The sequence below is a fragment of the Paraburkholderia sp. CNPSo 3076 genome (assembly GCF_026343935.1).
Lineage (GTDB): Bacteria > Pseudomonadota > Gammaproteobacteria > Burkholderiales > Burkholderiaceae > Paraburkholderia > Paraburkholderia nodosa.
In genome coordinates this window covers 179,972-205,509 of sequence record NZ_JAPMAL010000009.1, presented here as the reverse complement: position 1 = coordinate 205,509, position 25,538 = coordinate 179,972, and the positions used below count along the sequence as shown (strand labels likewise).

General features: G+C 67.2%; 22 protein-coding genes and 1 pseudogene. 14 read left to right on the top strand and 9 right to left on the bottom strand.

All coding sequences use genetic code 11. The features are described from left to right. Positions 1–356: 356 nt before the first annotated feature. Both M3A49_RS12980 and M3A49_RS12975 read right to left on the bottom strand, forming a co-directional pair. On the bottom strand, positions 357–1,193 hold the full coding sequence (locus tag M3A49_RS12980; RefSeq protein WP_266229007.1) for an IclR family transcriptional regulator: 837 nt from the start codon (positions 1,191–1,193) through the stop codon (positions 357–359). A 473-nt stretch (positions 1,194–1,666) separates the two neighbouring features. Continuing rightward, the gene (locus tag M3A49_RS12975) at positions 1,667–3,214 is read right to left on the bottom strand and encodes a class I adenylate-forming enzyme family protein (RefSeq protein ID WP_266229006.1); all 1,548 of its coding nucleotides are present in this window, start codon (positions 3,212–3,214) and stop codon (positions 1,667–1,669) included. A 276-nt stretch (positions 3,215–3,490) separates the two neighbouring features. Between M3A49_RS12975 and M3A49_RS12970 the strand changes: the two are divergent. Further along, positions 3,491–3,881 (top strand): annotated as a pseudogene (locus M3A49_RS12970) (LysR family transcriptional regulator); the annotation flags it as partial. A 156-nt stretch (positions 3,882–4,037) separates the two neighbouring features. Beyond that, the gene (locus tag M3A49_RS12965) at positions 4,038–4,787 is read left to right on the top strand and encodes an SDR family oxidoreductase (RefSeq protein ID WP_266229039.1); all 750 of its coding nucleotides are present in this window, start codon (positions 4,038–4,040) and stop codon (positions 4,785–4,787) included. A gap of 69 nt (positions 4,788–4,856) precedes the next feature. On the opposite strand, the gene M3A49_RS12960 is transcribed toward M3A49_RS12965, so the two are convergent. Further along, entirely contained in the window at positions 4,857–6,059 is a 1,203-nt protein-coding gene (locus M3A49_RS12960; protein ID WP_266229005.1) for an ammonium transporter, read from the bottom strand. Positions 6,060–6,465: 406 nt separating this feature from the next. On the opposite strand from M3A49_RS12960, the gene M3A49_RS12955 reads away from it, so the two are divergent. Beyond that, positions 6,466–8,247 (top strand): sensor histidine kinase, encoded by a 1,782-nt coding sequence (locus M3A49_RS12955; protein ID WP_266229004.1) that lies wholly within the window; start codon positions 6,466–6,468, stop codon positions 8,245–8,247. A 43-nt stretch (positions 8,248–8,290) separates the two neighbouring features. Here the strand turns inward: M3A49_RS12955 and M3A49_RS12950 are convergent, their stop codons facing one another. Continuing rightward, positions 8,291–8,620: a hypothetical protein gene (locus tag M3A49_RS12950; RefSeq protein ID WP_266229003.1), complete on the bottom strand. Its 330-nt coding sequence runs from the start codon at positions 8,618–8,620 to the stop codon at positions 8,291–8,293. Positions 8,621–8,765: 145 nt separating this feature from the next. Beyond that, positions 8,766–9,347 (bottom strand): DJ-1/PfpI family protein, encoded by a 582-nt coding sequence (locus M3A49_RS12945; RefSeq protein WP_266229002.1) that lies wholly within the window; start codon positions 9,345–9,347, stop codon positions 8,766–8,768. A gap of 59 nt (positions 9,348–9,406) precedes the next feature. Between M3A49_RS12945 and M3A49_RS12940 the strand changes: the two genes are divergently transcribed. The 5 genes from M3A49_RS12940 to M3A49_RS12920 all read left to right on the top strand — a co-directional run bounded on the left by M3A49_RS12940 (position 9,407) and on the right by M3A49_RS12920 (position 14,365). After that, positions 9,407–9,943, top strand: coding sequence for a GNAT family N-acetyltransferase (locus tag M3A49_RS12940; RefSeq protein ID WP_266229001.1), 537 nt, complete (start codon positions 9,407–9,409; stop codon positions 9,941–9,943). Next, positions 9,940–10,404: a hypothetical protein gene (locus M3A49_RS12935; protein WP_266229000.1), complete on the top strand. Its 465-nt coding sequence runs from the start codon at positions 9,940–9,942 to the stop codon at positions 10,402–10,404. The genes M3A49_RS12940 and M3A49_RS12935 overlap by 4 nt, the downstream gene beginning before the upstream one ends. Before the next feature lie 125 nt (positions 10,405–10,529). Beyond that, on the top strand, positions 10,530–10,985 hold the full coding sequence (locus M3A49_RS12930) for an Rrf2 family transcriptional regulator (RefSeq protein WP_254357540.1): 456 nt from the start codon (positions 10,530–10,532) through the stop codon (positions 10,983–10,985). 105 nt (positions 10,986–11,090) lie between these two features. Then, positions 11,091–11,735, top strand: a complete 645-nt coding sequence (locus M3A49_RS12925; protein ID WP_266228999.1) for an NAD(P)-dependent oxidoreductase — start codon at positions 11,091–11,093, stop codon at positions 11,733–11,735. Between the two features lie 107 nt (positions 11,736–11,842). Further along, positions 11,843–14,365, top strand: a complete 2,523-nt coding sequence (locus tag M3A49_RS12920; protein ID WP_416338951.1) for a mechanosensitive ion channel family protein — start codon at positions 11,843–11,845, stop codon at positions 14,363–14,365. Positions 14,366–14,388: 23 nt separating this feature from the next. Here M3A49_RS12920 and M3A49_RS12915 read toward each other — a convergent pair whose 3' ends face one another. Next, complete coding sequence (locus M3A49_RS12915) at positions 14,389–15,645, bottom strand: CaiB/BaiF CoA transferase family protein (protein WP_266228998.1); 1,257 nt, start codon at positions 15,643–15,645, stop codon at positions 14,389–14,391. A gap of 186 nt (positions 15,646–15,831) precedes the next feature. Here M3A49_RS12915 and M3A49_RS12910 point away from each other — a divergent pair, with 186 nt between their 5' ends. The 4 genes from M3A49_RS12910 (at position 15,832) to M3A49_RS12895 (ending at position 20,563) form a co-directional block, all read left to right on the top strand. Beyond that, a complete protein-coding gene (locus M3A49_RS12910; protein WP_254357542.1) occupies positions 15,832–16,785 on the top strand; it encodes an IclR family transcriptional regulator in 954 nt (317 codons plus the stop codon). 34 nt (positions 16,786–16,819) lie between these two features. After that, the gene (locus M3A49_RS12905) at positions 16,820–18,010 is read left to right on the top strand and encodes an acyl-CoA dehydrogenase family protein (protein ID WP_266228997.1); all 1,191 of its coding nucleotides are present in this window, start codon (positions 16,820–16,822) and stop codon (positions 18,008–18,010) included. A 90-nt stretch (positions 18,011–18,100) separates the two neighbouring features. Continuing rightward, entirely contained in the window at positions 18,101–19,144 is a 1,044-nt protein-coding gene (locus tag M3A49_RS12900; protein WP_266228996.1) for an NAD(P)H-dependent flavin oxidoreductase, read from the top strand. A 60-nt stretch (positions 19,145–19,204) separates the two neighbouring features. Next, positions 19,205–20,563 carry an MFS transporter gene (locus M3A49_RS12895; RefSeq protein WP_266228995.1) on the top strand — a complete coding sequence of 453 codons (1,359 nt, stop codon included), beginning with the start codon at positions 19,205–19,207 and terminating at the stop codon, positions 20,561–20,563. Here the strand turns inward: M3A49_RS12895 and M3A49_RS12890 are convergent. Continuing rightward, positions 20,560–21,165: a cysteine dioxygenase family protein gene (locus M3A49_RS12890; RefSeq protein WP_266228994.1), complete on the bottom strand. Its 606-nt coding sequence runs from the start codon at positions 21,163–21,165 to the stop codon at positions 20,560–20,562. The genes M3A49_RS12895 and M3A49_RS12890 overlap by 4 nt on opposite strands. Positions 21,166–21,290: 125 nt before the next feature. Here M3A49_RS12890 and M3A49_RS12885 point away from each other — a divergent pair, with 125 nt between their 5' ends. After that, entirely contained in the window at positions 21,291–21,752 is a 462-nt protein-coding gene (locus M3A49_RS12885) for an Lrp/AsnC family transcriptional regulator (RefSeq protein ID WP_028204798.1), read from the top strand. A 95-nt stretch (positions 21,753–21,847) separates the two neighbouring features. Further along, on the top strand, positions 21,848–22,042 hold the full coding sequence (locus M3A49_RS12880; RefSeq protein ID WP_254355093.1) for a hypothetical protein: 195 nt from the start codon (positions 21,848–21,850) through the stop codon (positions 22,040–22,042). A gap of 20 nt (positions 22,043–22,062) precedes the next feature. On the opposite strand, the gene M3A49_RS12875 is transcribed toward M3A49_RS12880, so the two are convergent. Together M3A49_RS12875 and M3A49_RS12870 are read right to left on the bottom strand one after the other, a co-directional pair. Continuing rightward, positions 22,063–24,570, bottom strand: a complete 2,508-nt coding sequence (locus M3A49_RS12875; protein ID WP_266228993.1) for an FUSC family protein — start codon at positions 24,568–24,570, stop codon at positions 22,063–22,065. 123 nt (positions 24,571–24,693) lie between these two features. Next, positions 24,694–25,365, bottom strand: coding sequence for a VC0807 family protein (locus M3A49_RS12870; RefSeq protein ID WP_051481555.1), 672 nt, complete (start codon positions 25,363–25,365; stop codon positions 24,694–24,696). Between the last annotated feature and the right edge of the window lie 173 nt (positions 25,366–25,538).

Genomic DNA, 25,538 nt, shown 5'->3' with positions numbered 1-25,538 from the left:
TCTTGGCTGAGCTCACTACAGGGGGCCGGCCGCGAAGTTCTCGCAGAAGCGCGCACAGCAGCGCACGGAGCCGGCGCAGCGGGCGCGCGCCGATGCTACGCAGGTCCTGCACAAGCAAGATGTCAGGACGCGCCGCGCTGCGGCCCGGGTGCCGCGCCATGCGCTCACGGGCACGGGCGGCGTCGCTGGCGGCCGGCTGGCGTTACGGGCGAAGGACGGCGGCGCAGCAGGCTCTTGCCGCCAAAAAACATGATGCTACGTTGCCCGCTTCGTTACAGTCCAGTGCCGTTTCTTTCGAGACGTTACGAGCGTTACACCCTTCGTGTGTTTTTTGTAAGGCGCCGGCTCGCGCGTTGTCAGGTCGCGTGGGGCAGGCGCAGGGCGCCGCCGATTTCGTCGACGATGCGCGCGACGCATTCGCGCATCAGCGGCACGACGTGGCTGACGAGCCACTCGCGCGGGCACTGCTGCGCGGCGCCGCCGCAGTTGATGGCGTAAATCTCGCCGTGGGGACCCGCGAACGCCGTCGCAATGGCGTTGAGTCCCTCGTACCACTCGCCGATCGCGAGCCCGTAGCCGTGGGCGGCGGTCTCGGCGAGCGCGGCGTCGAGCCGGCTGCCGAAGACGCCCCAGTCGTTGCCGGTCGAGGTCTGCAGCGCGGCGGTGAGTTCGGCGCGCGCGTGCGGATCGAGCGCGGCGAGGTAGGCGCGCCCGACGGCGGTGCGGCCCATGTCGATGCGCGAGCCGACCTCGAGGCGCGTGACGAGCACGGCGGTGCGCGGGCGGATCGCGTCGATCACGACCATCTCCAGACGGTCGCGCACGGTCAGATGCACCGAGAGCGCGGTGCGCTCGGCCAGCCGCGTGAGAAAAGGCCGCGCCCGGCTGCGGATGTCGGAGTTGCGCAGGAAGCCGTTGGACAGCGCAAGCACCGACGAGGTGAGCACGAAGCGATCGCTGTCAGGCAGCCGGGCGAGAAAGCCCGTGCTCACGAGCGTGCCGGTGAGGCGCGAAAGCGTGGGCTTGGGAATGCCCGTCAGCTCGGTCAGTTCACGGTTGCTGAGCGGCGCGTCGGCGGCCGCGACGCAGCGCAGGACGGCAAGGCCGCGCGCGAGCGCGGTCACTTCGTCGGCGCCGCCGTCTTTATCTCGCGGAGTGTCGTCAGGATGGCGCGAATCGGGCGCGGAAGTCATTGGCGGGACAATTTTCCGAAACAGGATTTCAGTTTTGAGATTTCGCGCGAGGCGTTACAAAGTCAGCGCGGACGTGCCGCGCGGTACAGTCATTTGCGTTCGATCAACGCGGCGCTCCCTAAATTAGGGCGCAAATTTTCAGACGATTGTAATAGATGCCAGAAGCTCGACGATTGGCGCATTTTGGCGAGATTTTGCTTGACTTAGTCAGCATGTCGGTAAAAAATGGAATCCAATTTCGGTAATACGCCTCAACCCCGCAAAATTGCGGGGTTTTAATGTGCCTTGCGCTATGCAATTCGCATAATTGCGCATCTTTTTCCGATGGCATGGCGCAGCCGAATACCGTCTCTCAGGTTCTAGCACGGCCCTCGGAATGGCTAGAACTTTTCAAGGCGCCACGTGCAAACGTGGCGCTTTTTTTTCCGCCGGCGGCAAACGGACGAACGGGCAAACCCGCGATTAGCGGCCGGTCAGGCGACCTTGCCGCTAAAGCGCTCCCGCAACTCACGCTTGAGCACCTTGCCGATCGGGCTGCGCGGTAGCGCGTCGACGATCACCAAGTCGGCAAGTCGTTGCATCTTCCCCAATTGCCTGTTGGCCCAGTCGGCGAGCGCGTCGGCGGTCAATGCCGAACCGCGCCGGAGCGTGACGAACGCCACCGGCGTTTCGCCCCAGCGTGCCGATGGCACGCCGACCACCGCCGATTCAAGGACTTCGGGGTGCCGGGCGAGCACCTGTTCCAGATCGCTTGGGTAGATGTTGAAGCCGCCCGAGATGATCATGTCCTTCTTGCGGTCCATCAGCACGAGGAAGCCGTCTTCGTCGAAGCGGCCGACATCCCCGGTCCGGATGAAGCGCCGGCCATCGCTGTCATACCACTCGGCTTGCGCCGTCTGGTCCGGTTGCCGGTAGTAGCCGGTCATCATGGCAGGCGAACGCCCGACGATTTCACCGGCTTCCCCGGCCGCGGCCTCGCGTCCATTGGCATCGATCAGGCGCATTTCATGGCCGTTCAACGGGCGGCCAACCGTGTGCAGCTTGTCGGGAAACTCATCCGCGCACAGTTCGCATGACGCGCCGCCTTCGGTCATGCCATAGAACTCGGTGAGCTTGCCGGGCCATCTGCGCAGGGCGTCCGCCTTGAGTGCCGCCGCGAACGGCGCGCTCGTGCAGAACTTCGAGTGGAAGCTGGACAGGTCGTAGCGATCGAAGTCCGGATGGCCGAGGATGCGCTGGTATTGCACCGGCACCAGCATGGTGTGCGTGACGTGTTTGCGCTCGGCAAGCTCGAGGTATTGCTTCGCATCGAACCTGGGCATGAGGACAACCGTTCCGCCGAGCGCCAGCGTCGGGAAGAAGCTCACCAGCGTGGTGTTCGAATAGAGCGGCGTCGCGATCAAGGTGACGCACTCCGGCCCGTATCCGCGCTCGAGGCTTCGCAGCGTATAGGCGTAGCGCATCGCGTGCGACTGGACGATCCCTTTGGGCGCGCCCGTCGTGCCGGACGAGTAAATGATGTTGAACGCCCACTCCGGTCGAATCTCCACATGCCGGGGCGCGGCGCCCACGGGTGCGAGCCAGGCATCGTATTGTCCGGCTGCGCTGATGTCGATGACGCGCAGCGCGGGCGGCAGCGTGACGCCCGCAAGCAGCTGGCAAACCGCGTCGTCGGCGAAGAGGATCTGCGCCCGGGAGTTTTCCAGCATGGCGACGAGGCTGTCCGGATGCGTGGAGGGCGATAGCGGGGCGACTGCGAGTCCTGCCCGGAGCGCGCCGAAGAAGACGGCGGCATAGGAGATGGAACTCGACGCACAGATGGCGACGACGTTTTCGGGTGCCAGTCCGTCACGCTGGAGCGCGGCAGCGCAGCGGTCGATCAGCGCATCGAGCGCGGCGAACGTGACCGTCTCGTCTTCGCAGACAATGGCCGCGCGCGCGCCGTGTTCCGCCGCGCGTTGGCGAATCATGGCGGTCAAGTCGACGAACGGGGACTCGGGTGACGGGGACTTCACGGACATGGCCTCATACCTCAGTGAAAAGATGGCTTGGCGATGGAGTGCTACGGTGCTCGTGCGCAATGATCTCCGTTCTGATGCACGCGGCTCGCTTCATGGTTTGTGAACGCGCGTTCGATTTTCTGCCCGGTCATTACGCCCGGCAACGACAATTTTGTTGGACAGTCCGTCAAGGCGCCTTTGACAGTTTGCCGCGCAAGGCGGCGGCGCCATGTGATCTGGTTCATACCCCCGTTTCTGCCATACCATCGCGTGATCACCCGTTTGATGGAGTCGCACATGCTCTCCGAAGAGGAACTGGCGTTGCTCGACGCCATCCGCGAAACCGGCAGCCTGTCGCGCGCGGCGGCACGCCTGAACAAGGCGCCTTCCACGATTTCGCATGCCACGCGCCAACTCGAGGCGCGCTTCGACGCGCTGCTCTTCGACCGCCGGCGCTACCGGCTGCAGCTCACCCCGGCCGGGCATCTGCTCGCCGAGGAGGGTGCTGCGGCGGCGCGCGGCGAAGCTCATCGAGCGCGGCGAACTGGTCGAGAAGGTCACGGCGAACCCGCGCGAGCCGAACGTGCTTTACGTGGCGTGGCGCGGTGAGCACGCGGGGCGCGCACTGCACTGGTGGATCGACAGGCTGCGCGAGCCGCGTCTTGCCAGGCGCCTCGTGGAAGGGATCCGAGGTCACGGGCTGAGGCCGGCTGCCCGCACAACGGCACAAACGTTCGATAGCTTCGAACGTTTGCGCCAGGACCGTCGTACGGCAGGCAGCGCGCCGCCCGGCAATATGGCATCACAGTCCCAGATCGAGACTATCCCCTCCAAGGAGAACGTCATGAACCGCTTTGCAAACAAAACTGTCCTCGTCACCGGCGGAACCAGCGGCATCGGCCTCGCTGCCGCGCAAGCCTATGCCGGCGAAGGCGCGCACGTCATCGTTACGGGCCGCGACGAAGCCGGCCTCGAAGCCGCGCGGCGCGCGCTCGGCCCGAACGCGCACGCGTGGCGCAACGACGCGGCCTCGATCACCGGTGCGCGCGAGCTGGCCGCCGCCGTGCGCGACGCCGGCCTGCGCCTCGACGCGGTGTTCATCAACGCGGGCGTGGCGAAGCTCGCGCCGTTCGAGCAAGTGGACGAAGCGCTCTGGGACGTCACCTTCGACACCAACGTGAAGGGCGCGTACTTCCAGATTCAGTCGCTCCTGCCGGTGCTGAACGACGGTGCGGCCATCGTGCTCAACGGTTCGATCAACGCGCATATCGGCATGCCCACTTCGTCGGTGTATGCGGCGAGCAAGGCCGCGCTGATCTCGTTCGCGAAGACGCTCTCGGCCGAACTGCTGCCGCGCGGCATTCGCGTGAACGTGGTGAGCCCCGGTCCCGTGAAGACGCCGCTCTACAACAAGTTCGGCATGGACGCCGCCGCGCTCGCGGCGGCCGAGGAATCGATTCGTGGGCTGGTGCCGCTCAAGCGCTTTGCGACGGCGGAGGAGATCGCCTCGACCGTGCTGCATCTGAGCGCCGCCGAGTCGGCCTTCATGATCGGCACCGAGGTGATCGTCGCCGGTGGCATGGGCCAGCTTTGATGGTCCGTGAGTGATGCGTACGGAGTGCGGGCGGCAGGGCGCCGCCCGCATGAGCGTCTTGCGCGCCGGTCAGGAAACCGTTTCGCGTTCCGGCGTGGCCGTGATCTTGTGGATCGACAGGTCGGTGCCGTTGAATTCCTGTTCGCGATCGATGCGCAGGCCGACGAATTTGCGCAGCAGGCCGTACACCACGAGGCCGCCAAGGAAGGCGATCACGATGCCCGCAAGCGTGCCGACGGCCTGTGCGCCGAGCGAGACGCCGCCGAGCCCGCCGAGCCAGTGCTGGCCGAAAATGCCCGCGGCGATGCCGCCCCACGCGCCGCACAGGCCGTGCAGCGGCCACACGCCGAGTACGTCGTCGATGCGCCAGCGGTTCTGCACGCAGGTGAACATATAGACGAACAGCGCGCCGGCGACCGCCCCGGTCACGAGCGCGCCGAGCGGATGCATGATGTCCGAGCCCGCGCACACGGCCACGAGCCCCGCGAGCGGCCCGTTGTACGTGAAGCCCGGATCGTTGCGGCCCGCGAACCACGCGGCGAGCGTGCCGCCCACCATCGCCATGAGCGAGTTGACGGCGACGAGACCGCTGATCTTGTCGATGGTCTGCGCGCTCATCACGTTGAAGCCGAACCAGCCCACCGCGAGCACCCATGCGCCGAGCGCGAGGAACGGGATGTTCGAAGGCGGATGCGCGGCGATGCGGCCGTCGCGCGTATAGCGGCCGTGGCGCGGCCCGAGCAGCAGCACGGCCGGCAGCGCGATCCAGCCGCCGAACGCGTGGACGACCACCGAGCCCGCGAAGTCATGGAACGGCACGCCGAACCCGTGCGTCATCGCATCCTCGAAACCGAGGCGGTTGTTCCACACCATCCCCTCGAAGAACGGGTAGATGAAGCCGACGATCACGAAGGTCGCGAACAGCTGCGGATTGAACTTCGAGCGCTCGGCGATGCCGCCCGACACGATGGCCGGAATGGCCGCCGCGAAGGTGAGCAGGAAGAAGAAGCGCACGAGCGCGTAGCCATTGTGCTCGGCGAGCACGTCGGCGTGCGAGAAGAACTGCACGCCGTAGGCGAGCGTATAGCCGATGAAGAAGTAGGCGATCGTCGAAATCGAAAAATCGACGAGGATCTTCACGAGCGCATTGACCTGGTTCTTCTTGCGCACGGTGCCAAGTTCGAGAAACGCGAACCCCGCATGCATGGCGAGCACCATGGCGGCGCCCAGCAGCAGAAATAGCGTGTCGGTGCCGGTTTTTAGATTGTCCATCTGGCGTACCCAGTTTGCCCAAAATGGGCGCATAGTCAGCAAGATGCGGGCCAGCTTCAGCGCCAAACTGGTGAATTTGCGGCCGCAACAGGCGTCAAGCCGGTGCGGCCGTGCACCGATGCGGAAAAATCGCCGGTACCGTGTCGTCGGTGCGGGTGCTGGGATCTGGGGCGCATGCACCACGTTTCGGCACAAACTCGGGGCTTGCGCGCAAAGGTGGGGAAATTGCGCGCCAAGATAGGGCGATTGATTCGATTTTCATTTCCGAATCAATGGATTGTTGGCTAATCGAAATAATCTCGCGTTTTCGTGAGGGCAAACTTCGGGCGCACATAGGGCGCAAACGCCGACATAATGGCCAGATTGCCACCTCACGCACGTCCGGTCGCCCGGTACCCGCCACGCAATGCGCCTCACGACCAAAGGGCTTCTGCTGATCGCGATTCCCGCCGTCTTCGAACTGAGCTTGCTGTCGGCCATCGTGAAGGCCGAGACCGACGCCGCCGCCGCGGAGCGCTGGGGCCAGCACAGCCAGGCGGTGCTGGCGCAGGCGTCGCGCGTGCTCGAACCGGTGCTGGTCGAGTCGGTCAAGCTGCGCGGTGCGGTGGCGGCCAACGACATGAGCTACTCCACACCGGTTTCGATGTGGATGGACGTGGACCGCCGCATCGACCGGCTTGTCGATCTCGTCGCCGATAATCCCTCGCAGGTCGAGCGCGCCGTGCAGATTCGCCACGCCGTGCAGAACTATCGCCAATGGTCGGACCGCGTGCAGGACCTGCTGCGCTCGGGCCGCCGCGCCGACCTCGCCGAGCGCTTTCGCGCGCTCATGGCTGCCGACGTCCTCGACCGCGTGCGCACGCAGATCGTCTCGCTCCAGACCGAGGAGCGCCGCCTCGACGTATTGCGGGTGTCCGCCGCCGAAGCGGCGCGCGCCCAGCAGCAGACCCTCGTGATGACGGCCGTGCTCGGCTCGATCGTGCTGGTCGCGCTCGCCGTCTGGGTGTTTACGCGCGGCGTGCGCGGGCGGCTCGATGCGCTTTCCGACAACGCCAACCGGCTGGCCGCAAACGAACCGCTCGCACCGCTCACGGCGGGCAACGACGAAATTGCCGAACTCGACCTCACGCTGCACCAGATCAGCCAGCGACTGATCGAGGCCGAGCGGCTGCGCCTCGGTTTTCAGGCCGACCTCGCGCGACGCGCGGACCAGCTCGCGCGCATCAACGAAAACCTGCGCCAGCAGACTCAGGAAAACGAGATGTTCATCCACGGCGTGTCGCACGATCTGCGCGCGCCGCTCGTGAACCTGCAGGGATTCTCGCGCGAGCTCAATCACGCGTGCAACGACCTGCGCGAGCGCATCGCGCATTCTTCGCTTTCACCGCAGGCGCGCGCGCGCATCGAGCGCACCATCACCGAGGATATCGGCGAGGCGCTGCGCTATCTGCAAACGGCCGTGCTGCGCGCATCGCACATCATCGACGCGCTGCTGCGGCTCGCGCGCGTGGGGCGCGTGGAGTACCGGCGACAGCGCGTGAGCGTGCAGGAGCTCGTGCAGCGCGTGGTCGACGCGATGCACGCGTCGATTCGCGCACGCGGTGCGCAGGTGAGCGTGCAAACGCTGCCCGACGTATGGGGCGACCCGACGGCGCTCGAGCAGGTGTTTGCAAACCTGATCGGCAACGCGCTCAACTATCTCGATCCGGCGCGCGACGGACGCGTCGAGATCGGCACGGCTCATGCGCCGCCTGGCGTGGAGTCGCTGCAGATTTTCTATGTGCGCGACAACGGGCTCGGCATTCCCGAGGTGGGCTTGCCGCGGCTCTTTCAGGCGTTCCAGCGTATGCACGGCAACATGACGCCGGGCGAGGGCATCGGGCTCGCGCTCGTGCGCCGCGTCGTCGAGCGGCACGGTGGACGCGTGTGGGTGGAGTCGACGGAAGGCGAGGGGACGACGTTCTATCTGTCGCTGCCCGATGCGCTTGCGGTCGCGCCGCCTTTGCCCGGCGACGCGGAGCAGATCATCAGCGCGCTCGAACGCGCGGAGCGTTCGGAAGCTTCGCCTGGTGGCCCTGCGGAATATGGTGCGAGCGATGGCTCGGGTGGCGCGAACGCGAAGGGGAGCGTGCGAAGCGAGTTGCGGGCGGCGCCCGCGACGGCGTTGCGACCGCCGGCAGGCGCTTAGATACTTCCAGTGACGCTCCCGGGCAAGCGCACTCCCGATGCGCTCAGCACGCGCTGAAGATGCGGCGCGGCTTGAGCAGGCGGCTCGCGCGAAATGTCCAGATGGTGCCAACGCCGGCGAGCGCCAGCGCAATGGCCAGCATGGTGTGATGACTGACGGCGATGCCGAACGGCTCGCCGAGCGGCAAGACGAAGCTGCGCACGAGCATGAGCAGGGCTGCCCACAGCGCAAACGCCCCCAGCAGGAGCAGACGCGTGCCGTGCACGTGGCGCGCCCGGTCGGTCAAGCTGCCTTTGCGGCCGCTGCGGCTGCAAAAAAAGAGGATCGCCGCCAGGGCGATCGCGAGTATCACCAGCCAGTCCGTTAGTTCCACGACACGCACTCCGCACTCCAGAACAATTGGCGGCTATTCTGGCCAGCGGCGCGGTGCGGTGTTATCGGACCAGTCCGAATTGGCGGTCGGCGCGCGCCGCGCCCCGTGCGAAACAGGGGCGACGCGCCACTGGATCAGCGCTCGCTCACGGCTCGATGCGTGTGCCGAGGAGCGCGAGGAACTGGCGCAGCCATTCGGGATGAGCGGGCCACGCCGGCGCGGTGACGAAGGGGGCGTCCGTCACGGCGCTGTTGATGGCGATGTCGGCGTATTCGCCGCCTGCGAGCCGCACCTCGGGCGCGCAGGCCGGATAGGCCGAAATGCGCTTGCCGCGGATCACCTCGGCCGCGGCGAGCAGCTGGGCCGCATGGCAGATCGCCGCGATGGGCTTGTTCGCCTGGGCGAAGTGACGCACCATCTCGATGACCTTCGGGTCGAGGCGCAGGTATTCGGGCGCGCGCCCCCCTGCGATGGCGAGCGCGTCGTAGCTGGCGGCGTCGATTTCGTCGAAGGTCGCGTTGAGCGCGAACTGGTGCCCCGGCTTTTCGGTGTAGGTCTGGTCGCCCTCGAAGTCGTGGATGGCAGTCTTCACGCGCTCGCCGGCCTTCTTGCCCGGGCACACCGCGTCGACGCGGTGGCCGACGGCCTGCAGCGCCTGGAACGGCACCATCGTTTCATAGTCTTCGGCAAAATCGCCGGTGAGGAACAGGATCTTCTTGACGGCCATCGTTTGTCTCCAGAGGTGGACGGTGGAACAGATCGTGCGCGTGGGCAGTCTACTCCATCATGTTTGACGATTTCGCAAAGCACGGCGTCGCGGGCGACGCACTGCAAACCATCGACTGGCGGCGCTACGTGCCGGGCCGCGATGCGAGCGCGCTGGCCGCCTTGTTTCGCGCGTCCGTGACCACGCTCGCGGCCTCGCGCTACGACGCGGCGCAGTGCAGCGCGTGGGCCGCGGCCGCCGACGATCTCGCGGACTTCGACGCGCGCCTTTTACGCGGCGTCACGCTCGTGGCGCACTGTGACGGCGCGGCAGCGGCGTTCGGGCAGCTCTTTCCGCTCGATCACGTCGAGTTGCTTTACGTCGCGCCGGCATGGTCGCGCCGCGGCCTCGCGACGGCGTTGCTGGCGCGGCTCGAAGCGCTCGCGCGCGAGGCGCGCTCGACGGTATTGAGCGCCGATGCGAGCGCCGTGTCGCGGCCGGTCTTCGAGCGCGCGGGCTTTTCGCTCATTTCGTCGGAGTCGGTGTTGCGCGACGGCGTATCATTGCCGCGTTTTCATCTATGCAAGCCGCTTCATGCGGCGAATTTTTCAGGATGACCATGTATTCGAAGGTTTCGACGCAAAGGCTGGCGCTTGCCTCCCTGCTCGTGTGTGTGGCGTTCGCCGCCGGCTGTAACAAGCACGACGCTTCCGCGCCCGATCTGAGCAAGCAGTCCGCCGACGCCGTAAAGCAGGCTACGCAGGACGCCGCCAACCAGGCCGCGCAGCAGGCGGCGCAAACGCTCGGCAAGGCCGCGAGCTTCGTCAATCAGCAGCTCGGTGTGGCGCAGCAGAAGCTCGATTCGGCGGCCTCGCAAGGTCAGCAGGCGAGCGCATCCACGGCCGAGCTGGCTTCGGCGGCGCAGGGCCAGTTGCGCGGCGCGGCAAGCACGGCGCAAGCCTTGCTCGGGCAGGCCGCCGCGACCACCGGCACCGGTTTGACGAATGCGGGGCACTCGTTGCAACGCTGGGCGAGCAACGCCGCCGCGTCGGCGCCGGCATCGGATGCCTCGAAGTAATGCCGCAGCCGTGCAGGCTGCGGCTGCCGGCTTGACGCTCTGAATTAATGTAATTATGATGGTTACACTTTTTGGCGCCGATGGCTCGATCCATTCGCGCGCCGCTCAGCAGTGGCAGGTTCGCCGTGAATACGAGTAGCCGTTTCGCTTTTGCCGTTCACGTGCTCGCGCTACTGGCGCAGCAGGAGGGCGTGCCGCTGTCGTCGGAGATCATCGCGGGCAGCGTGAACACGAATCCCGCGCTGATTCGCCGGCTCCTGTCGATGCTTGCCAGCGCGGGCCTCACGACGTCGCAACTGGGCGCGGGCGGAGGCGCGCTGCTGGCGCGCGAAGCGCAGGCGATCACGCTGCTCGACGTCTACCATGCGGTCGACGACGCGCAGTTGTTCGCCATGCACCGCGAGGAGCCGAATCCGGCGTGCCTCGTCGGGCGTCATATCCAGCAGACGCTGCGCGGCGTGATCGACGACGCACAGCGCGCCATGGAGGCGTCGCTCGCCACCCGCACGCTCGCGGACGTCGTCGACGACATGGAGCGCAGCGAGCGCAAGCTCGAACGCGCGCGGGCGCGGCGAGCCTGAGCGGAACGCGCGCTGCCAGATTCATCAGCGGGGCATTGCCCCGTTTTTTCACCCCTGAAATGTAACTTCATTAGTTACATAAATACGGAAAACAGGAGTCAGTTCATGAGCAAGACACTGAAAATCGCCCTCTTTGGCGCAACGGGCATGGTCGGCTCGCGCATCGCCGCCGAAGCGGCGCGCCGCGGCCACCAGGTGAGCGCGCTGGTGCGCCAGCCCGAGCGCGTGGCGGCCGCACCGAACGTCCACGCGGCGAAGGCCGATCTGCTCGACGCGGCGAGCGTCGCCGCCGCGGTGCGCGGCCACGATGTGGTGGCGAGCGCCTACGCGCCGCCCAAAGATCAGCTCGGCGACCTGCTGGTCGCGAGCCGCGCGCTCGTGGAAGGCGTGCGCGCCGCGGGGCTCAAGCGTCTCGTGGTGGTGGGCGGCGCCGGCTCGCTGGAGGTGGCGCCCGGCAAGCAGCTCGTCGATACCGAAGGCTTCCCCGACGCCTACAAGGCGATCGCGCTCGCCCATCGCGAGGCGTTCGACTACTACCGCACGGTCACCGACATCGACTGGACCTTCTTCGCGCCGGCCGCGATCATCGCACCCGGCGAGCGCACGGGCACGTTCCGCACGGGCGCCACTTCGCTGATCGCCGATGCGAAGGGCGAGAGCCGCATTTCGGCCGAGGACTACGCGATCGCCTTCGTCGACGAGCTGGAGCAGGACCGCTTCATTCGTCAGATCACAACGGTGGCCTACTGAGGTGCGAAGCGGCGCCCCCTGCGCGCTGACAAACTGTTACGCAAGCGCGAGGCGCGGTGAGGTGGAGTGCGGCTAAACTGGAACGTCCTGTTTTTTGCCCCTCCGCCATGAATTCCAGCATCGGACGCGATGGCGCGGGCGCCGGGCCGTCGCGCATGCGCTTCTACCCGGCGGATCGTGCACTACTTTCGCGCGCCGCGCCGGCGCGCTTGTGTGTTCGCGCGTTCTATCGCGCGCTCATGCTCCTCGCATGCCTCGCGGCGTGCCTCACCATGCCGCTGCGGGCCGCCGCCCAAGCCGTGCCGGCACCTGTGCTGCCCGTGCTCAAGAGCATCATCACCGGGGCGCCGGCGGCTGCCTCGGGGGCTTCGGCGGCCGAGGCGGCCTCGGCGCCGTCACCGGCGAGCCAGGCTGAGTTCACGCGCTCGCTCGACAGCGTCATTACCACGCTCGACAACGAGCGCCAGCGCACCGCACTCCTGAATCAGCTCAAGAAGCTGCGCAGCGCATCGCAAAACGTGGCGCCGGCGCCCGCTTCGGGCGCGGCGGCGACCTCGGGGCTGCTGGGCGCGATCGCATCCGGACTAGCCTCGGTCGAGGCAGACGCGCGCCGCGGCCGCAGTCCGTTTCACTACTGGGCGGGGCGCTTCAGGGCAGCCGGCATCGAGCTTTACGACATCGCCTCGGGCGGCGAGGGCGAAAGCCTCGGCCGTATTGTGTTCGATCTGTTCGCTATGCTGGCCGGCTGGGGCGCGTGCGCAGCGGTGCTGCGCTGGATCGAGCGGCGCCTGCTCAGGCGTTTCGATGTCGAGACCGGCCTGCGGCCCGATCCACGCACCACCGATCTGCTGATTTTCGTCGTGCATCGCGCGGCGCCATGGATCGTGGCGTTCGTCGGCGCGCTCGTGGTCGAGCGCTCGCTACCGGACGCGCTCGGGCGCACGCTCGCCCTCGTGATCGCCTACGCGATCGTCGCGGGCGCGGTGTTCTCGTCGATCTGCCTGATCATGTTTTCGCTGTTCGGCTCGGGCCACCGGCGCGCGGCCGTGCGCCTGCTGATCGCGCGCTCGCGCCGGCTGCTCTTTGCGATCGGCGTGCTGGCCGCGCTCGGCGACGCCGCGACCAATTTCGAAGTCGCGCGCCAGTTGGGCGCGAACCTGGCCGCACTGGTGAGCACTGCCGCGAACATGGCGGCGGCCGTGCTGACGGCGGTGTTCGCGATCGGCTTTAGGCGGCCGGTCGCGCATCTCATCCGCAACCGCAGCTATTCGCTGCGCCACGGTCACAAGGCGCTCACCGAAGTCCTCGACGTGCTCGCTTCGCTCTGGCAACTGCCGATGCTGCTGCTCGCCGGCGCTTCGATCGTCGCCACGTTCGGCGGTATCGGCAGCCGCGACGACGTGCTGCAGATCTCCGTGGTCTCCGCGCTCCTGCTCGTGCTCGCGTTCTTCCTCTCGGCGGTCGTGCTGCGCATCACGCGCCCGAACCCCGCGCGCGTGCGGCGGAGCTCGCCGTATCTGCGGCGCCTGTTGCGCTTTGCCGGCACGCTGCTCGTGGTGTTCATCTGGTTCGCGTATTTCGAATCGTGCGCGCGCCTCTGGGACATTTCGCTCGCCGCGATCATCGAGGCGAGCGTGGCCGCGCGCGGCATCGCGCACGCCATCTTCGCGATCGTGTCGACGGTGTTTCTCGCGTGGCTCGTGTGGATCACGGTCGATACCGCGATTCTCGAAGCGCTCAATCCGAGCGGTCCGCGCACCAAGGGCCGCGCGCCCAGCACGCGCGCGCGCACCATGCTGCCGCTCGTGCGCAACGCGGTGCTCGTGACGATCCTCACCATCACCGGCATCGTCACCGCGGCGAATCTCGGCATCAACGTCACGCCGCTGCTCGCCGGCGCGGGCGTGATCGGTCTTGCCATCGGCTTTGGCGCGCAGTCGCTCGTAGCCGATCTCATCACCGGTCTGTTCATCATCATCGAGGAGACGATTTCGGTGGGCGACTGGATCGACATCGACAACGGCCATGCGGGCACGGTCGAGCATCTGTCGATCCGCACCGTGCGGCTGCGCGACGGGCAGGGCGCGATCCACGCCATTCCGTTCTCGCAGATCAAGATCGTGAAGAACCTCTCGCGCGACTTCGCGTTTGCCGTGTTCGAAGTGCGCGTGCCGTTCTCGGTCGATCTCGATACGGTCACGCGCATGATTCGCGAGACCGGCGCGGAACTCGTGGCCGACTTCCGCTATCGCCGCGAGATACTCGGGCCCGTGGAAGTGTGGGGGCTCGACCGGTTCGACCCGAACTGGATGGTCGTGAAAGGGCAGATCAAGACCCGGCCGCTGCAGCAGTGGAGCGTGGCGCGTGCATTCAATGCGCGCCTGAAGCGCCACATGGACGAAGCCGGCATCGAGATGCCGGTGCCGCAGATGCAGGTGCACATGTCCACGCGCAGCGGCGATATCGAGGAGCCGCACGGCGCGGCGCATGGTCATCCGCATCCGCCTGGCGTGCACGCGGCTGGCGGCGTTGCGCGCGACGCCTCGCACGAGCCGCGGCCCGCACCGCCGCCGACGGCGGGCCCCGAGGGCGCGCCGCCGCAGATTCCCACGGCGGGCAGCCGCGGCTGAACGTCTGCGCCGCTCAGGCCAACTCAAATCACCTTGTCGCGCCGCAGTTGCGCGAGCGCTGAGGCGCTCAGACCCAGCGCGCCGTACACCGCTTCGTTATGCTCGCCGAGCGCCGGCCCGCTGCGCGGCACGCCCGCAGGCCGCCCCTTCACGCGCGGCACCACGCAGGGCGCCGGCACCGAGCCCAGATCCGCATCGGGCAGACGAATGATCGTCTCGCGCGCGATGAAATGCGGGTCCGCGGCGATGTCGTCGATGGTGTAGATCTTCGTGTGCGGCACGCCGGCCTCGGTCAGACGCGTAGTTAGCAAGGCGAAGGGCAGTGCGGCGAAAACATTTTCGAGACGCGCGTCGAGTTCCGCCGCGTGCGCCACGCGGCTCACGTTGTCGACGAAGCGCGCGTCGTCAGGCACGTCGTGAAGCTCGAGCGCCGCGCACAGCCGCCGGAAGATGGGTTGCGACGACGCCACGAGCGAGACCATCACGCCGTCGGCACTGCGATACATGTTCGAGGGCGCGGTATAGGTCGCGCGGTTGCCGTGGTGGCCGCGCACGAGCCCGAGCTGTTCGCGCTCCACCGCGAGCGGCTCCAGCATGCGAAAGAGCGCCTCAGTGGCCGAAAGATCGATCTCCACACCGCGTGCGGCCGGGTCCGAGCGCATCCGCACCATCTCCGCGGCGATCGCGAACGCGGCGAACAGGCCTGCTACCGTATCGCCCATCGGGAAGTTCATGTGCAGCGGCGCACCGTTCGTTTCGCCGGTGAGTTGCGTGAGGCCGCTCATGGCCTCGAAGATACGCGCGAAGCCGCCGCGCTGCCGGTACGGGCCGGTCTGGCCGAACCCGGTCAGACGCAGCACGACGAGGCGCGGATTGGCCGCGTGCAGCGTCTCGAAGTCGAGCCCCCATTCCTCGAGCTTGCCCGCGCGGAAGTTCTCGACGAGCACGTCCGCCTGCGCCGCGAGCCGCAGCAGCAGCGCGCGCCCCTCGGCCTTGCGTACATCGAGCGTGATGCCGCGCTTGCCGCGGTTCGTCACTTTCCAGTAGAGCGAAATATCGTCCTTGACGGGCTGCAGCTTGCGCAGCGCGTCGCTGCCGTCGGGCAACTCGATCTTCGTGACGTCAGCGCCGAGATCGGCGCACAGCGTGGCGCCGAACGGACCGGCCACGACCGTCGAGAGGTCGAGTATGCGCACGCCGGAAAGTGGCCCTGCTTGCTGGCCTTGTGGCGTGTCTTCTGGCGCGCCGGTGGCGGTGGCGAGAGCGCTGTCCGTGAGCATCGTGTCTCCTCGTGCCAAATGAGAATTGTCTGCCCGCAACAGTAGGCGAGAGACGCGCCTAGGTTCAACTGGCGTACCGCAGAGCGAAACACTATGCTGATTTTCTTGACCCCCGGAAGGCGTTTATCGACCATGAGTTCGTCTAATTCCAGATCGCCCAACCCGCCTCGACGCCCGACTACGCAGATGCAAACGCCCACGTCATCCGTCACCGAAAGCCGCGCCACGCCCTCCGGCGGCGTGCGGCGCCGCACGAGCCGGCCGGATGCCGCTGCCGTGCACGGCGAGGACGGTGTGCATGTGCCGCGCGCTGGCGAACCGCTCTTGCCCGCGCCGCCCGACGCCGAATCGACCGACCGCCAGTTCGCGATCAACCTCGCGCGCGGCCTGCAGGTACTGCGCGCGTTCACGCCGGCCGAGCCGATGCTCGGCAACCGCGAACTGGCCGACCGCACGGGGCTGCCCAAGGCCACCATCTCACGGCTCACTTACACCCTGACGCTGCTCGGCTATCTGAACCGCAGCGAGAAGTACCAGCGCTACCGGCTCGGTGCCGGTGTGCTGACACTGGGCTATCCGATGCTCGCCGCCATGCAGATCCGGCAGATTGCGCGGCCCTATATGGAAAAGCTCGCACGTGAGACGCGCTGCTCCGTGAACCTCGGCATGCGCGACCGGCTGAACGTGGTCTACGTCGATACCTGCCGCCCGGGGCGCGACAACAACGCGCAACCCGACATCGGCAGCACGCGGCCGCTGCTGGCCACGTCGATCGGGCGCGCGCTGCTGATCGGCGAGGGCGCGAAGGAGCGCGAGGCCGTGCTCAACCGCCTGCGCCTCGACGACCCCGAACGCTACGCCGCCGACTGGCCGCTGTGGGACGCCGACCAGGCCGCCTTCGCCGCGCGTGGCTACACGCTGAGCCGCGGCGACTGGGTCCGCGATATTCACGCCATCGCCGTGCCGGTGCGCCAGCCGCCCGACGACGAACGCATCGCGCTCAACTGCACGATCGTGAGCCGCCGTCTCGCCGACGACTGGATCGAGCGCACGGTCGCGCCGCTGCTGCTCGAAGCGGCGCTGCGCATCGAGCGCGCTTGCGGTGTGACGGATGCGAGCGCGGCAGCGGGGCCGCGCTGATACCGAACGCACGCAACCACCAACAGGAGACTCCATGATTCGCGACGCCGCACGCCTGAACCGCCTGCTCACGCAGCTCTACCGCTTCGTGCTTGACGAGTGCATTCCGCTCGAGGCGGAAATCGACCGCACCGACGTGCTGCCCGAAACGCTTGTCGCACGCATGCGCGAACTGGGTCTCTTTGGCCACAGCATTCCTGAGGCATACGGCGGCGCGGGCCTCACGACCGAAGAGCTCGCGTGCGTCAACATGGTCGTTTCCCAGGCTGCGCCGACCTTCCGTGCGCGCTTTGGCGGCAATACCGGCATCGGCTCCGAGGCGCTGATCGCCGACGGCACCGAGGAGCAGAAGCGCCGCTATCTGCCGCGTCTCGCGAGCGGCGAAATCACGGGCTGTTTCGCGCTGACCGAGCCCGACGCGGGCTCGGACGCCACCGCGCTCACCACCACGGCGCGCCGCGAAGGCGACGACTATGTGCTCAACGGCAGCAAGCGCTACATCACGAACGCACCGATCGCCGACCTGTTCACCGTGTTCGCGCGCACGAATCCGGACGATCCAGGTGCGGGCGGAATCTCAGCATTCCTGATCGAACGCGGCACGCCGGGGCTGACGACCTCGGCCGGCTATCGCATGATGGGGCAGCGCGGGTCGCCGGTGGGCGAAGTGCATTTGCAGGATTGCCGCGTGAGCGCGTCGGCAGTGCTCGGCGGCGAGCCCGGGCGCGGCTTCAGGAGCGCGATGAAGGCGCTCAACAAGCAGCGCATCAACCTGGCGGGGCTGTGCGTGGGGCCGGCGATCCGCCTGCTCGACGAGATGCTGGCCCATGCGAAGGCGCGCGAACAGTTCGGCAAGCCGATCGCCGAATTCCAGCTCGTGCAGCAGCTCATCGCGCAAAGCAACACCGATATTCACGCGGCGCGCGCTCTCGTGCTGCAGACAGCCAGCGCGCGGGACCGCGGCGAGGACGTGACGATGGCGGCTTCCATGTGCAAGCTGTTCGCCTCGGAAATGTGCGGACGCGTGGCGGATCGCGCCGTGCAGGTCTATGGCGGCAGCGGGTACGTTGCCGACAACGCCGTCGAGCGTCTCTATCGCGACGTGCGGTTGTTCCGGCTCTACGAGGGCACGTCGCAGATTCACGAGCTCAACATCGCGAAGCTGACGCTGCGTGCGCCATTGCACGACGCGCGCCATCACCAGCTGCATCAGAGCGCCGAGTAGGCACGCAGCGCAACGCCAGCCCATTGGAGACGCCTCATGATCTGACTCGGTCCCACCGCCATCTGCCGCGAACTCGGCGCGCACTACCCGGTGTTCGGCTTTTCGCATTCGTCCGATGTGATCGTCGCGCTCGCCGAAGCCGGCGGGTTTGGCGTGCTAGGCCTCGCGCGCGAGATGCCCGAAGACATAGCGCCGATCATCGCTCAGCTCGAGAAAAGACTCGCGGGCAAGCCGTATGGCATCGACCTGATGCTGCCCGCCGGCGTGCCCGAGCATGCCGATATCGGCGGCGTGCGCGCCGGGTTGCCGGCCGCGCACGTCGAATTCGTTGCGGTATTGCGCGAGCGCTTCGGACTCGCCGCCCCCACGCGGCCGAGCTTCTTCACGACGCAGGTGCGCAGCGAGGCGCTCTTCGATGCGCAGATCGATGCCGTGCTCGCGTCGAAGGCGCGTGCCGTGGCGACGGCGATCGGCATCCGGTCTGAGCTGATCGCGCGTGCGAAAGCCGCGGGCAAGTACACGATCTCGCTCGTCGGCTCGCCGCGCCACGCGCAAAAGGCGCTCGCGCTCGGTGTCGATGCGCTCGTCGCCCAGGGCGCGGATGCGGGCGGCCACACCGGCCCGATCGGCACCTTCTCGCTCGTGCCGCAAATTGTGGCCGTGGCGGGGGGGCGGCCCGTGCTCGCGGCGGGCGGCATCGGCACGGGGGCGCAGGTTGCCGCCTCGCTCGCGATGGGCGCACAAGGGGCGTGGCTGGGGACGCTCTGGCTCGCGGCGAAGGAGAACCATACGTCGCCGGCGCTGCTGCAACGTCTCATCGAGGCGGACAGTGGCGACACGCTCGTCACGCGCGCCCATAGCGGCAAGCCGTGCCGCGTCGTGCGCAGCGCATGGATCGACGCGTGGCAGGCGAGCGACGCGCCGGTGCCGCTGCCCATGCCGCAGCAGCAGGCGCTCACGGGCGGCGACTTCAGCGCGATGCACGAATACGACCGCGCGGATCTCATCTACGAGGCGGCGGGGCAGAGCGTCTTTGCCATCGATGCACCGACGACGGTCGCGGCGCAAATGGCCACGCTGATCGCGGATGCGAACGCGGCGCTCGCAACGCTCGAAGCGGCGATGTCCGACTGAAGCAATGGCGCTGGCGAAAGTACAGACGCCGGACGAAAACAAAACGACACGGAGACGACAATGGATGCAAAGGCATCAGGCGGATCGATACGCGCGTGGCTGATCGTCGCCATGCTGTTCCTGTTCATGGTGATCAATTTCGCCGACAAAGCCGTGTTCGGCCTCGCTGCCGTGCCGATGATGCGCGACCTGAATCTCAGCCCGCGCGAGTTTGGGTTGGTCGGCAGCAGCTTTTTCCTGCTGTTCTCGCTCTCGGGCATCGGCTTTGGCTTCGTCGCGAACCGGGTGCAGAGCAAATGGCTGCTCGCGCTGCTGGCCCTGGTGTGGAGCGCGGTCCAGTTTCCGCTCGTGGCCGCGAGCGTGACCTTGCCCTTGCTGATCGCCTCGCGCGTGCTGCTCGGCGCTGGCGAGGGCCCCGCGTTTCCACTCGCGCAGCACGCCTGCTACAAGTGGTTCGACAATGCACACCGCAATGTGCCGAACACTATCGTGCAGCAGGGCGCGAGCGCGGGCCTCATGCTCGCGGGGCCGATTCTTTCGTACCTCATCGTGCGCTACGACTGGCACATGGCGTTCTTTGCGCTCGGGATCGTCGGGCTCGCGTGGACGGCGCTGTGGCTCGCGATCGGTCGCGACGGACCGGTGGGCGCGGCAAGCCATGCACCGGGCGTGGCGCATGACGGCGCGGGGGAAACGATCGCCTATCGTCACCTGCTGCTCAACCGCACGTTCATCGGCGTGCTCTTCATCTACTTCGTGGAGTACGCGGTCATTTCGCTCGCGTTCACCTGGTTCCCGGTTTATCTGCGGCTGGGACTGGGCTACGCCCCCATCGTGACCGGCTGGCTCTTTTCAGCCATCGTCGGCTCGTTCATTCCGGTCACGCTGCTCCTCGCGTGGGTCTCGCAGCGGCTCATCCGCAAGGGCGTCAGCTCGCGTCTCGCCCGCGGTGTGATGGTGAGCGGCTTTGCCATACTCGGCGGCGTGCTGTTCCTCGCGACGTCGAGCGGGCTAAGTCCCGCGCTCAAGGTGGCCTGTCTCGCGATCGGCGGTGCGCTCAGCCAGCTCGTGTTTTCGTTCGGACCGCTGATGATCAGCGATATCGTGTCGGTCAGGCAGCGCGGCGCGCTGCTCGGCATCAACAGCTCGATCGGCACGCTCGCCGGCTTGATTGCGCCGGCGCTGATGGGCGGCATCGTGCAGGCCAATCATGGCAACCCGGCGCTCGGCTACGAGCACGGTTTCATCGTGGTGGGAGCGCTGCTGCTCGCGAGCGGCGCGCTCGGTCTCGTGCTGCTGAACCCGGAGCAATCGCGTCAGCGCATTCTCGAAGCGGCCCGGCGCGATGCGGCGCCGGTCAACGAGGGCGCACAGCAGCGCGCTATGACGCCTTCGTTGGATATGGGGCGGTCGCGTTAAGACACGAGCGCCGTCTTGCGCACGAGCGGCAGCACGTCGTTGACCTGTGTGGCAATGTCCTCGGCGGCGACGCCGTAAACATGCAGCGAGACGGCCTGCGCGTCGCCGCCGTTCGAAAGCCGGTGAATGCTGGTGCGGCCGCGTCCGCCGAACGACACCGCGCCGCTCGCGCGCGGATGCGAGCGAACCACGGCGGCGCCCAGGCGGGCGTCGTCCCACGCGTAGAGCGTTTCGGTCAGCGTACCGTCGAGCACGGCGTAACCGCACCAGGTGTGATGCGCATGGATCGGGCTTGCGTGGCCCGGCTGCCAGACCAGCGCCGCGACCGTGTAGCGGCCCAGGCTGTCGGCCGCGATGACATGACGCCGGTACGTGTCGGCGCTGCCTTCGCGCTGCGCATGCGTGACGAGCGCCGGGTCGGCGAGCGCACGCGTGAGCGCCGCGCGCATGCCGCGCGCGAAGCGTGCGCAGCGCGACGGGTCGCCGGGCGTCGCGCAGGCATCGAAGGCGCCGTCGAGTGCGGCGGTGAAGCGCACGGCGGCGGCGTGCTGCTCCGCGGTGTGGAAGGCGCTCAGCAGGGCGAGTTCGGCAGGGGCGTTCATGGCGTGTTCTTCTTGCGGTTTCTACAAGAAGATTTATAGCCGTTCGCGCCTAGAAAGAGTTTTCCTATTTTTTTCCCGTTTGCCCATCGTGTAGAATAAATTTCTACGCTTCGGGGAGTGCGGAAATGGATCTCATCGACAGAAAGCTGGTTGAGCTGCTGCAGCAGGACGCGACCATGCCGGTCGCGGAATTGGCGCAGCGCGTCAATCTTTCGCAAACCCCGTGCTGGAAACGCGTGCAGCGCCTGAAGGAAACGGGCGTGATCCGCGCGCAGGTCGCGCTGTGCGATCCGCGCAAGCTCGGCGTGGGGACAACGGTGTTCGTCGCCGTGCGCACGAACCAGCACACCGAGGCTTGGGCGCAGACCTTCACGCGCGCCGTGCAGGAGATTCCCGAGATCGTCGAGGCGTATCGCATGAGCGGCGAGACCGACTACCTGCTGCGCATCGTGGTCTCCGATATCGACGACTTCGACCGCGTCTACAAGCAGCTCATTCGCGCCGTGCCGCTGTTCGACGTCAGTTCGAGCTTCGCGATGGAGCAGCTCAAATATTCGACGGCGCTGCCCGTGCGCAGCGGCACGTAGAGCGGTACCGGGCGGCCCGCGGCGCAAGCCGTCTGCAAGGCATGGCGGCGTAGAATGCCCGTTCCTGTCATCCAATTCGAGGCTGGGCACGATCGATGAACGAACCGCGCAAGAAGAACCCCACCGTTGGCGTTGCCGTGCTCATCGTCGTGGTGGTGCTGTTCGTGATCGGCACCGTGCTGTTCAACGCGCTGAAAAGCAAGCGCGAGTACGACGAGACCGTGGGCGCCAGCGCGGCGCATGCATCGGCGAGCACGGCCGCCTCGCAAGCCAGCGGCTCCACGCAGTGACGCGCCGGGCCGCGTCCTTCTTATTCCTCCGGTAGCCGGATAACGCTCGCGTCCCGGCGAATCAGCCAGGACGCCGTGATCATCTGCTTGCACTGGTGTGCGAGCAGCCTGAGTTCCTGCGGCAGTTCCGCGGCGGCGCCGAGCGCGCGCTCGGCTTCCACCACCATCGCATCGAGTTCGCGCGTGAGTTGCTTCGTGATGTCGCCCTGATCGACGGGCGCAGCCGTGCCCGCTTCGGCGGCGACGAGATTCTCGCGCACGCACGAAAGCGCGCTCTCGAGCGCGTCGAGCTTGACTTCCGGCTGGTCGGGCCGCGCCGTGCTGCGCAGGAGCGGAGCGGTGGCGGTGATCTGCGAGGCGAGCACGTGGCTGCGCACGAGCAGATCGTTGAGTTCGGGCACGAACTTCTGCGCGGCCTTCGGTTCGAGCATCATGCGCTGGAACGCCTGGCCGAGATTCGCGAACGCGACGTGAACGTTCTTGCGCGCGAGCCGGTAGCGGAAGTCGCGCGCGAGCGACGGCGCTGCGGCGGCTGCGCCCGCCGTGGACTGCGCGGTTTGGGCGGTGGCTTTCGCGCCCACGGCCGACACGGGCGAGCCGGGAGCGCCCGCTGTGGGCGAGTCGTCGAGGGTTGCGGTGATGGCGGCGACGGATTCGTCGGCGACGCTCGCCGCGTTCGCCGAAGCGCTCGCCATGGCGCTCACGCTGCCCGCATCGGCTGCGAGCGCCGCCGTGGGCGCTGCACGGGCTGCCACGCGTGCGCCGGCCTCGCTCACCGCGGCTCCCGCGAACGCCGGCTGCGGCGCGCTCGTGCGCCCGCTCCACCACCAGCTCGCCTCGAGATAGCTGCGCGTCGCGGCGATCATGTCGTGCACGAGCTTGCCCATCAGGCGGTATTCCCAGTACGGGAACAGATGGCTCGCGGCGATGGCGATCATGCAGCCCACCACCGTGTCGATCGCGCGCTCGCCGATGATGCGCATGCTGCCCGGCGCGAGCAGATGGAACATCAGGAGCACGTAGGCCGACGTGAACACCACGCTCGCCGTGTAGTTGAAGAGCAGCAGGCTGTAGCTCATCACCATCGCCGCGAACATCGAGACGAGCAGCACGAGCGGCTGCTTCACGAGCAGGATCAACGCGATGCTGGCGATACAGCCGATCAGCGTGCCGACGATACGCTGCGCGTTGCGCTGGCGCGTGAGCGAGTAGCCCGGCTTCAGGATGATGATGCTCGTCATCACGATCCAGTAAGCGTTGGTGAGCGGCAGAAGCCGCCCGAGCCAGAAGCCCACCGCCACGGCGATCGTCACGCGCAGCGCGTGGCGAAAGCTCGGCGAAGCCATCGTGAGATTCGAGAAGATCTGCAGCCAGGACACGCGGCGGTTCGTCACGAAGCGTGTGAGCGCTTCGTCGATGCGCAGCTCGGTCTCGGTCGTCGGCACTTCGCTCGCGAGGTTGCGGCGCATGCGGTCGATCAGGCGTGTCGCGCTCCAGATGCGCCGGAACGACGCCGAGATCGCCGCGTAGGCCTCCGGGTCGGTCGCGGCCAGGTCGCGCTTTTTCAGCTGCTCGAGCTCGTATTCGATGGCGCGCAACTCGGCCTTCACGTTCACGCTCGCGCGCGGCGCCTCGTTTTGCAGCACCGCGAGGCCGATGTCTTCGAGATCGGCGGCGGCCTTGCGGATCAGGTCGCGGTAGAACACGAGCAGGTCGGAGCCGCCGAAGGTGTTGCGCACGAGCGGGTAGTCGGTGTGCGCGCCCACGAACAGCTCATGCAGATCGACCGTGTTGATGAACAGGTTGAAGTGCATCGCGCGCCGCGCATCGATCTTGCCGGCTCTGAGCTTGGGCAGGTTGCGCAGCACGATGTCGCGCGCCGCGTCCTGGCGCTCGACGGCGGCGATCTGCTTCGCGACGAGGTTGCGATAGCACTCGTCGAGATCGTTGTCGAGGTCGAAGAACTGGGCGCGTGCGAGCAGATAGTCGGCGCAGGCGAACACGCTTTCGGCGAGCGCCTGCTGCTCGATGCGATCGAGCATGAGCTGGCTGATCAAGGTCGACCACGCCGTGTACCAGAGGCCGCCCAGCAGAATCCATAGCGCATTGACGAGGGCGAGGTGCGGCGTGAAATGCTCCTCGAGCGTCATCACCATCATGAAGAGGGTGGCGAAGCTGATCTGCGGCCAGCGGTTGCCGTAGACCACGATCAGCGAGAGCGCGAAGGTGAGCGGCACCACGGTGGCCCATAGCGCGATGGGACTGAAGGTGGCGAGGCCGGTCGCGTAAGCGGAGAGAAACCCGATCACGCTGCACGCGAGCATTTCGTTGCGCTTGTACTTGAGCGGCCCTGGCATGTCGACCACGCAGGCACCGAGCGCGCCGGTCGAGATGGTGAAGCCCAGCTCGCTCTTGTGAAAGACGAACAGGCACAGGACAGCCGGAAGCGAGATGCCGATCGCGATGCGCAGGCCGCCGTAAAAGTACTGGCTATAGAGGAATTTCCTGATTTCTACGGAGTAGCGCATCGACTGCCGGGGAAGTTCGAGAGCGGACGGTCCGCCGCGGAGTGTGGCGCTGAGTCTATCGTATTTCGGGCGCGATCTGACCGCCGGTGCGTGCCGGACCAGGCCGAAGCCGGCGCTGGCGCCTCAGTCCACGCTGAGCGTGCTCGCGTTCGTTGCCGCGGCCGCGTCGCCGAGCAGGCCGTGCGTGCCGTGAATGCGCCGCATGCGCGTGCGATACCAGAAGGTCCAGGCCATCAGGCCGCCGAACACGCCATAACCGATGATCGGCGAGACGACGAGAAAGCGCTCGATCGGCCAGGTGGCGGCCAGATACGTGCGCAGCGCGGAATCGAGACAAAGCCCGAAGCCCCAGATGAACGTGAGGAGCCGCATCGCTGCCGCGAAGCTCGCGTTCTCCTTCCAGAGCTGTTCGAGCCGCGCGACGCCCTCGCGAGTCTCGCGCGCGACCGTCGCGCGCGTGAGATAGAACACGAGCGGGCGCTTCGCGAGAAGCGAGATCAGGAACGCGACGCCGATCGCGCCGGAGGCGAGGCTTTCGCGCATCAACAGCACGCGCGGGCTGCCGCCGAACGCCACGGCGACAAGCGAGAGCACGATGCCGAGCAGAATGACGGCGGAGAGCGCATCCACGCGCCGAAAGCGCACCAGTTCGACGATGCTCCAGGCAAGCGGCGGCGCGGCCGAGGCAATGAGGCCGCCGACTTCGCCCCAGTGCGGCTCGGCGAGACGGTAGGCAACCCAGGGAAGCAGCAGGTTGACCGCCAGTTCGGCAACGAATGCGGGACGCAGCTTCATGGGGTGCGTGCTCCTGAGGGTTCGCCCAAGGGAATGTCGCAAGTATGGTTCATGCGCCCCGCGGCGGCAAACTGGCTGCGCAGCGGGGCGGCATTTCGCATGCCCGCGGCGGATCGGCCTGCCGCTTGCGCCAGGAGGTGTCACGCCTGTGTCATACCTGTGCCGATTCAGTC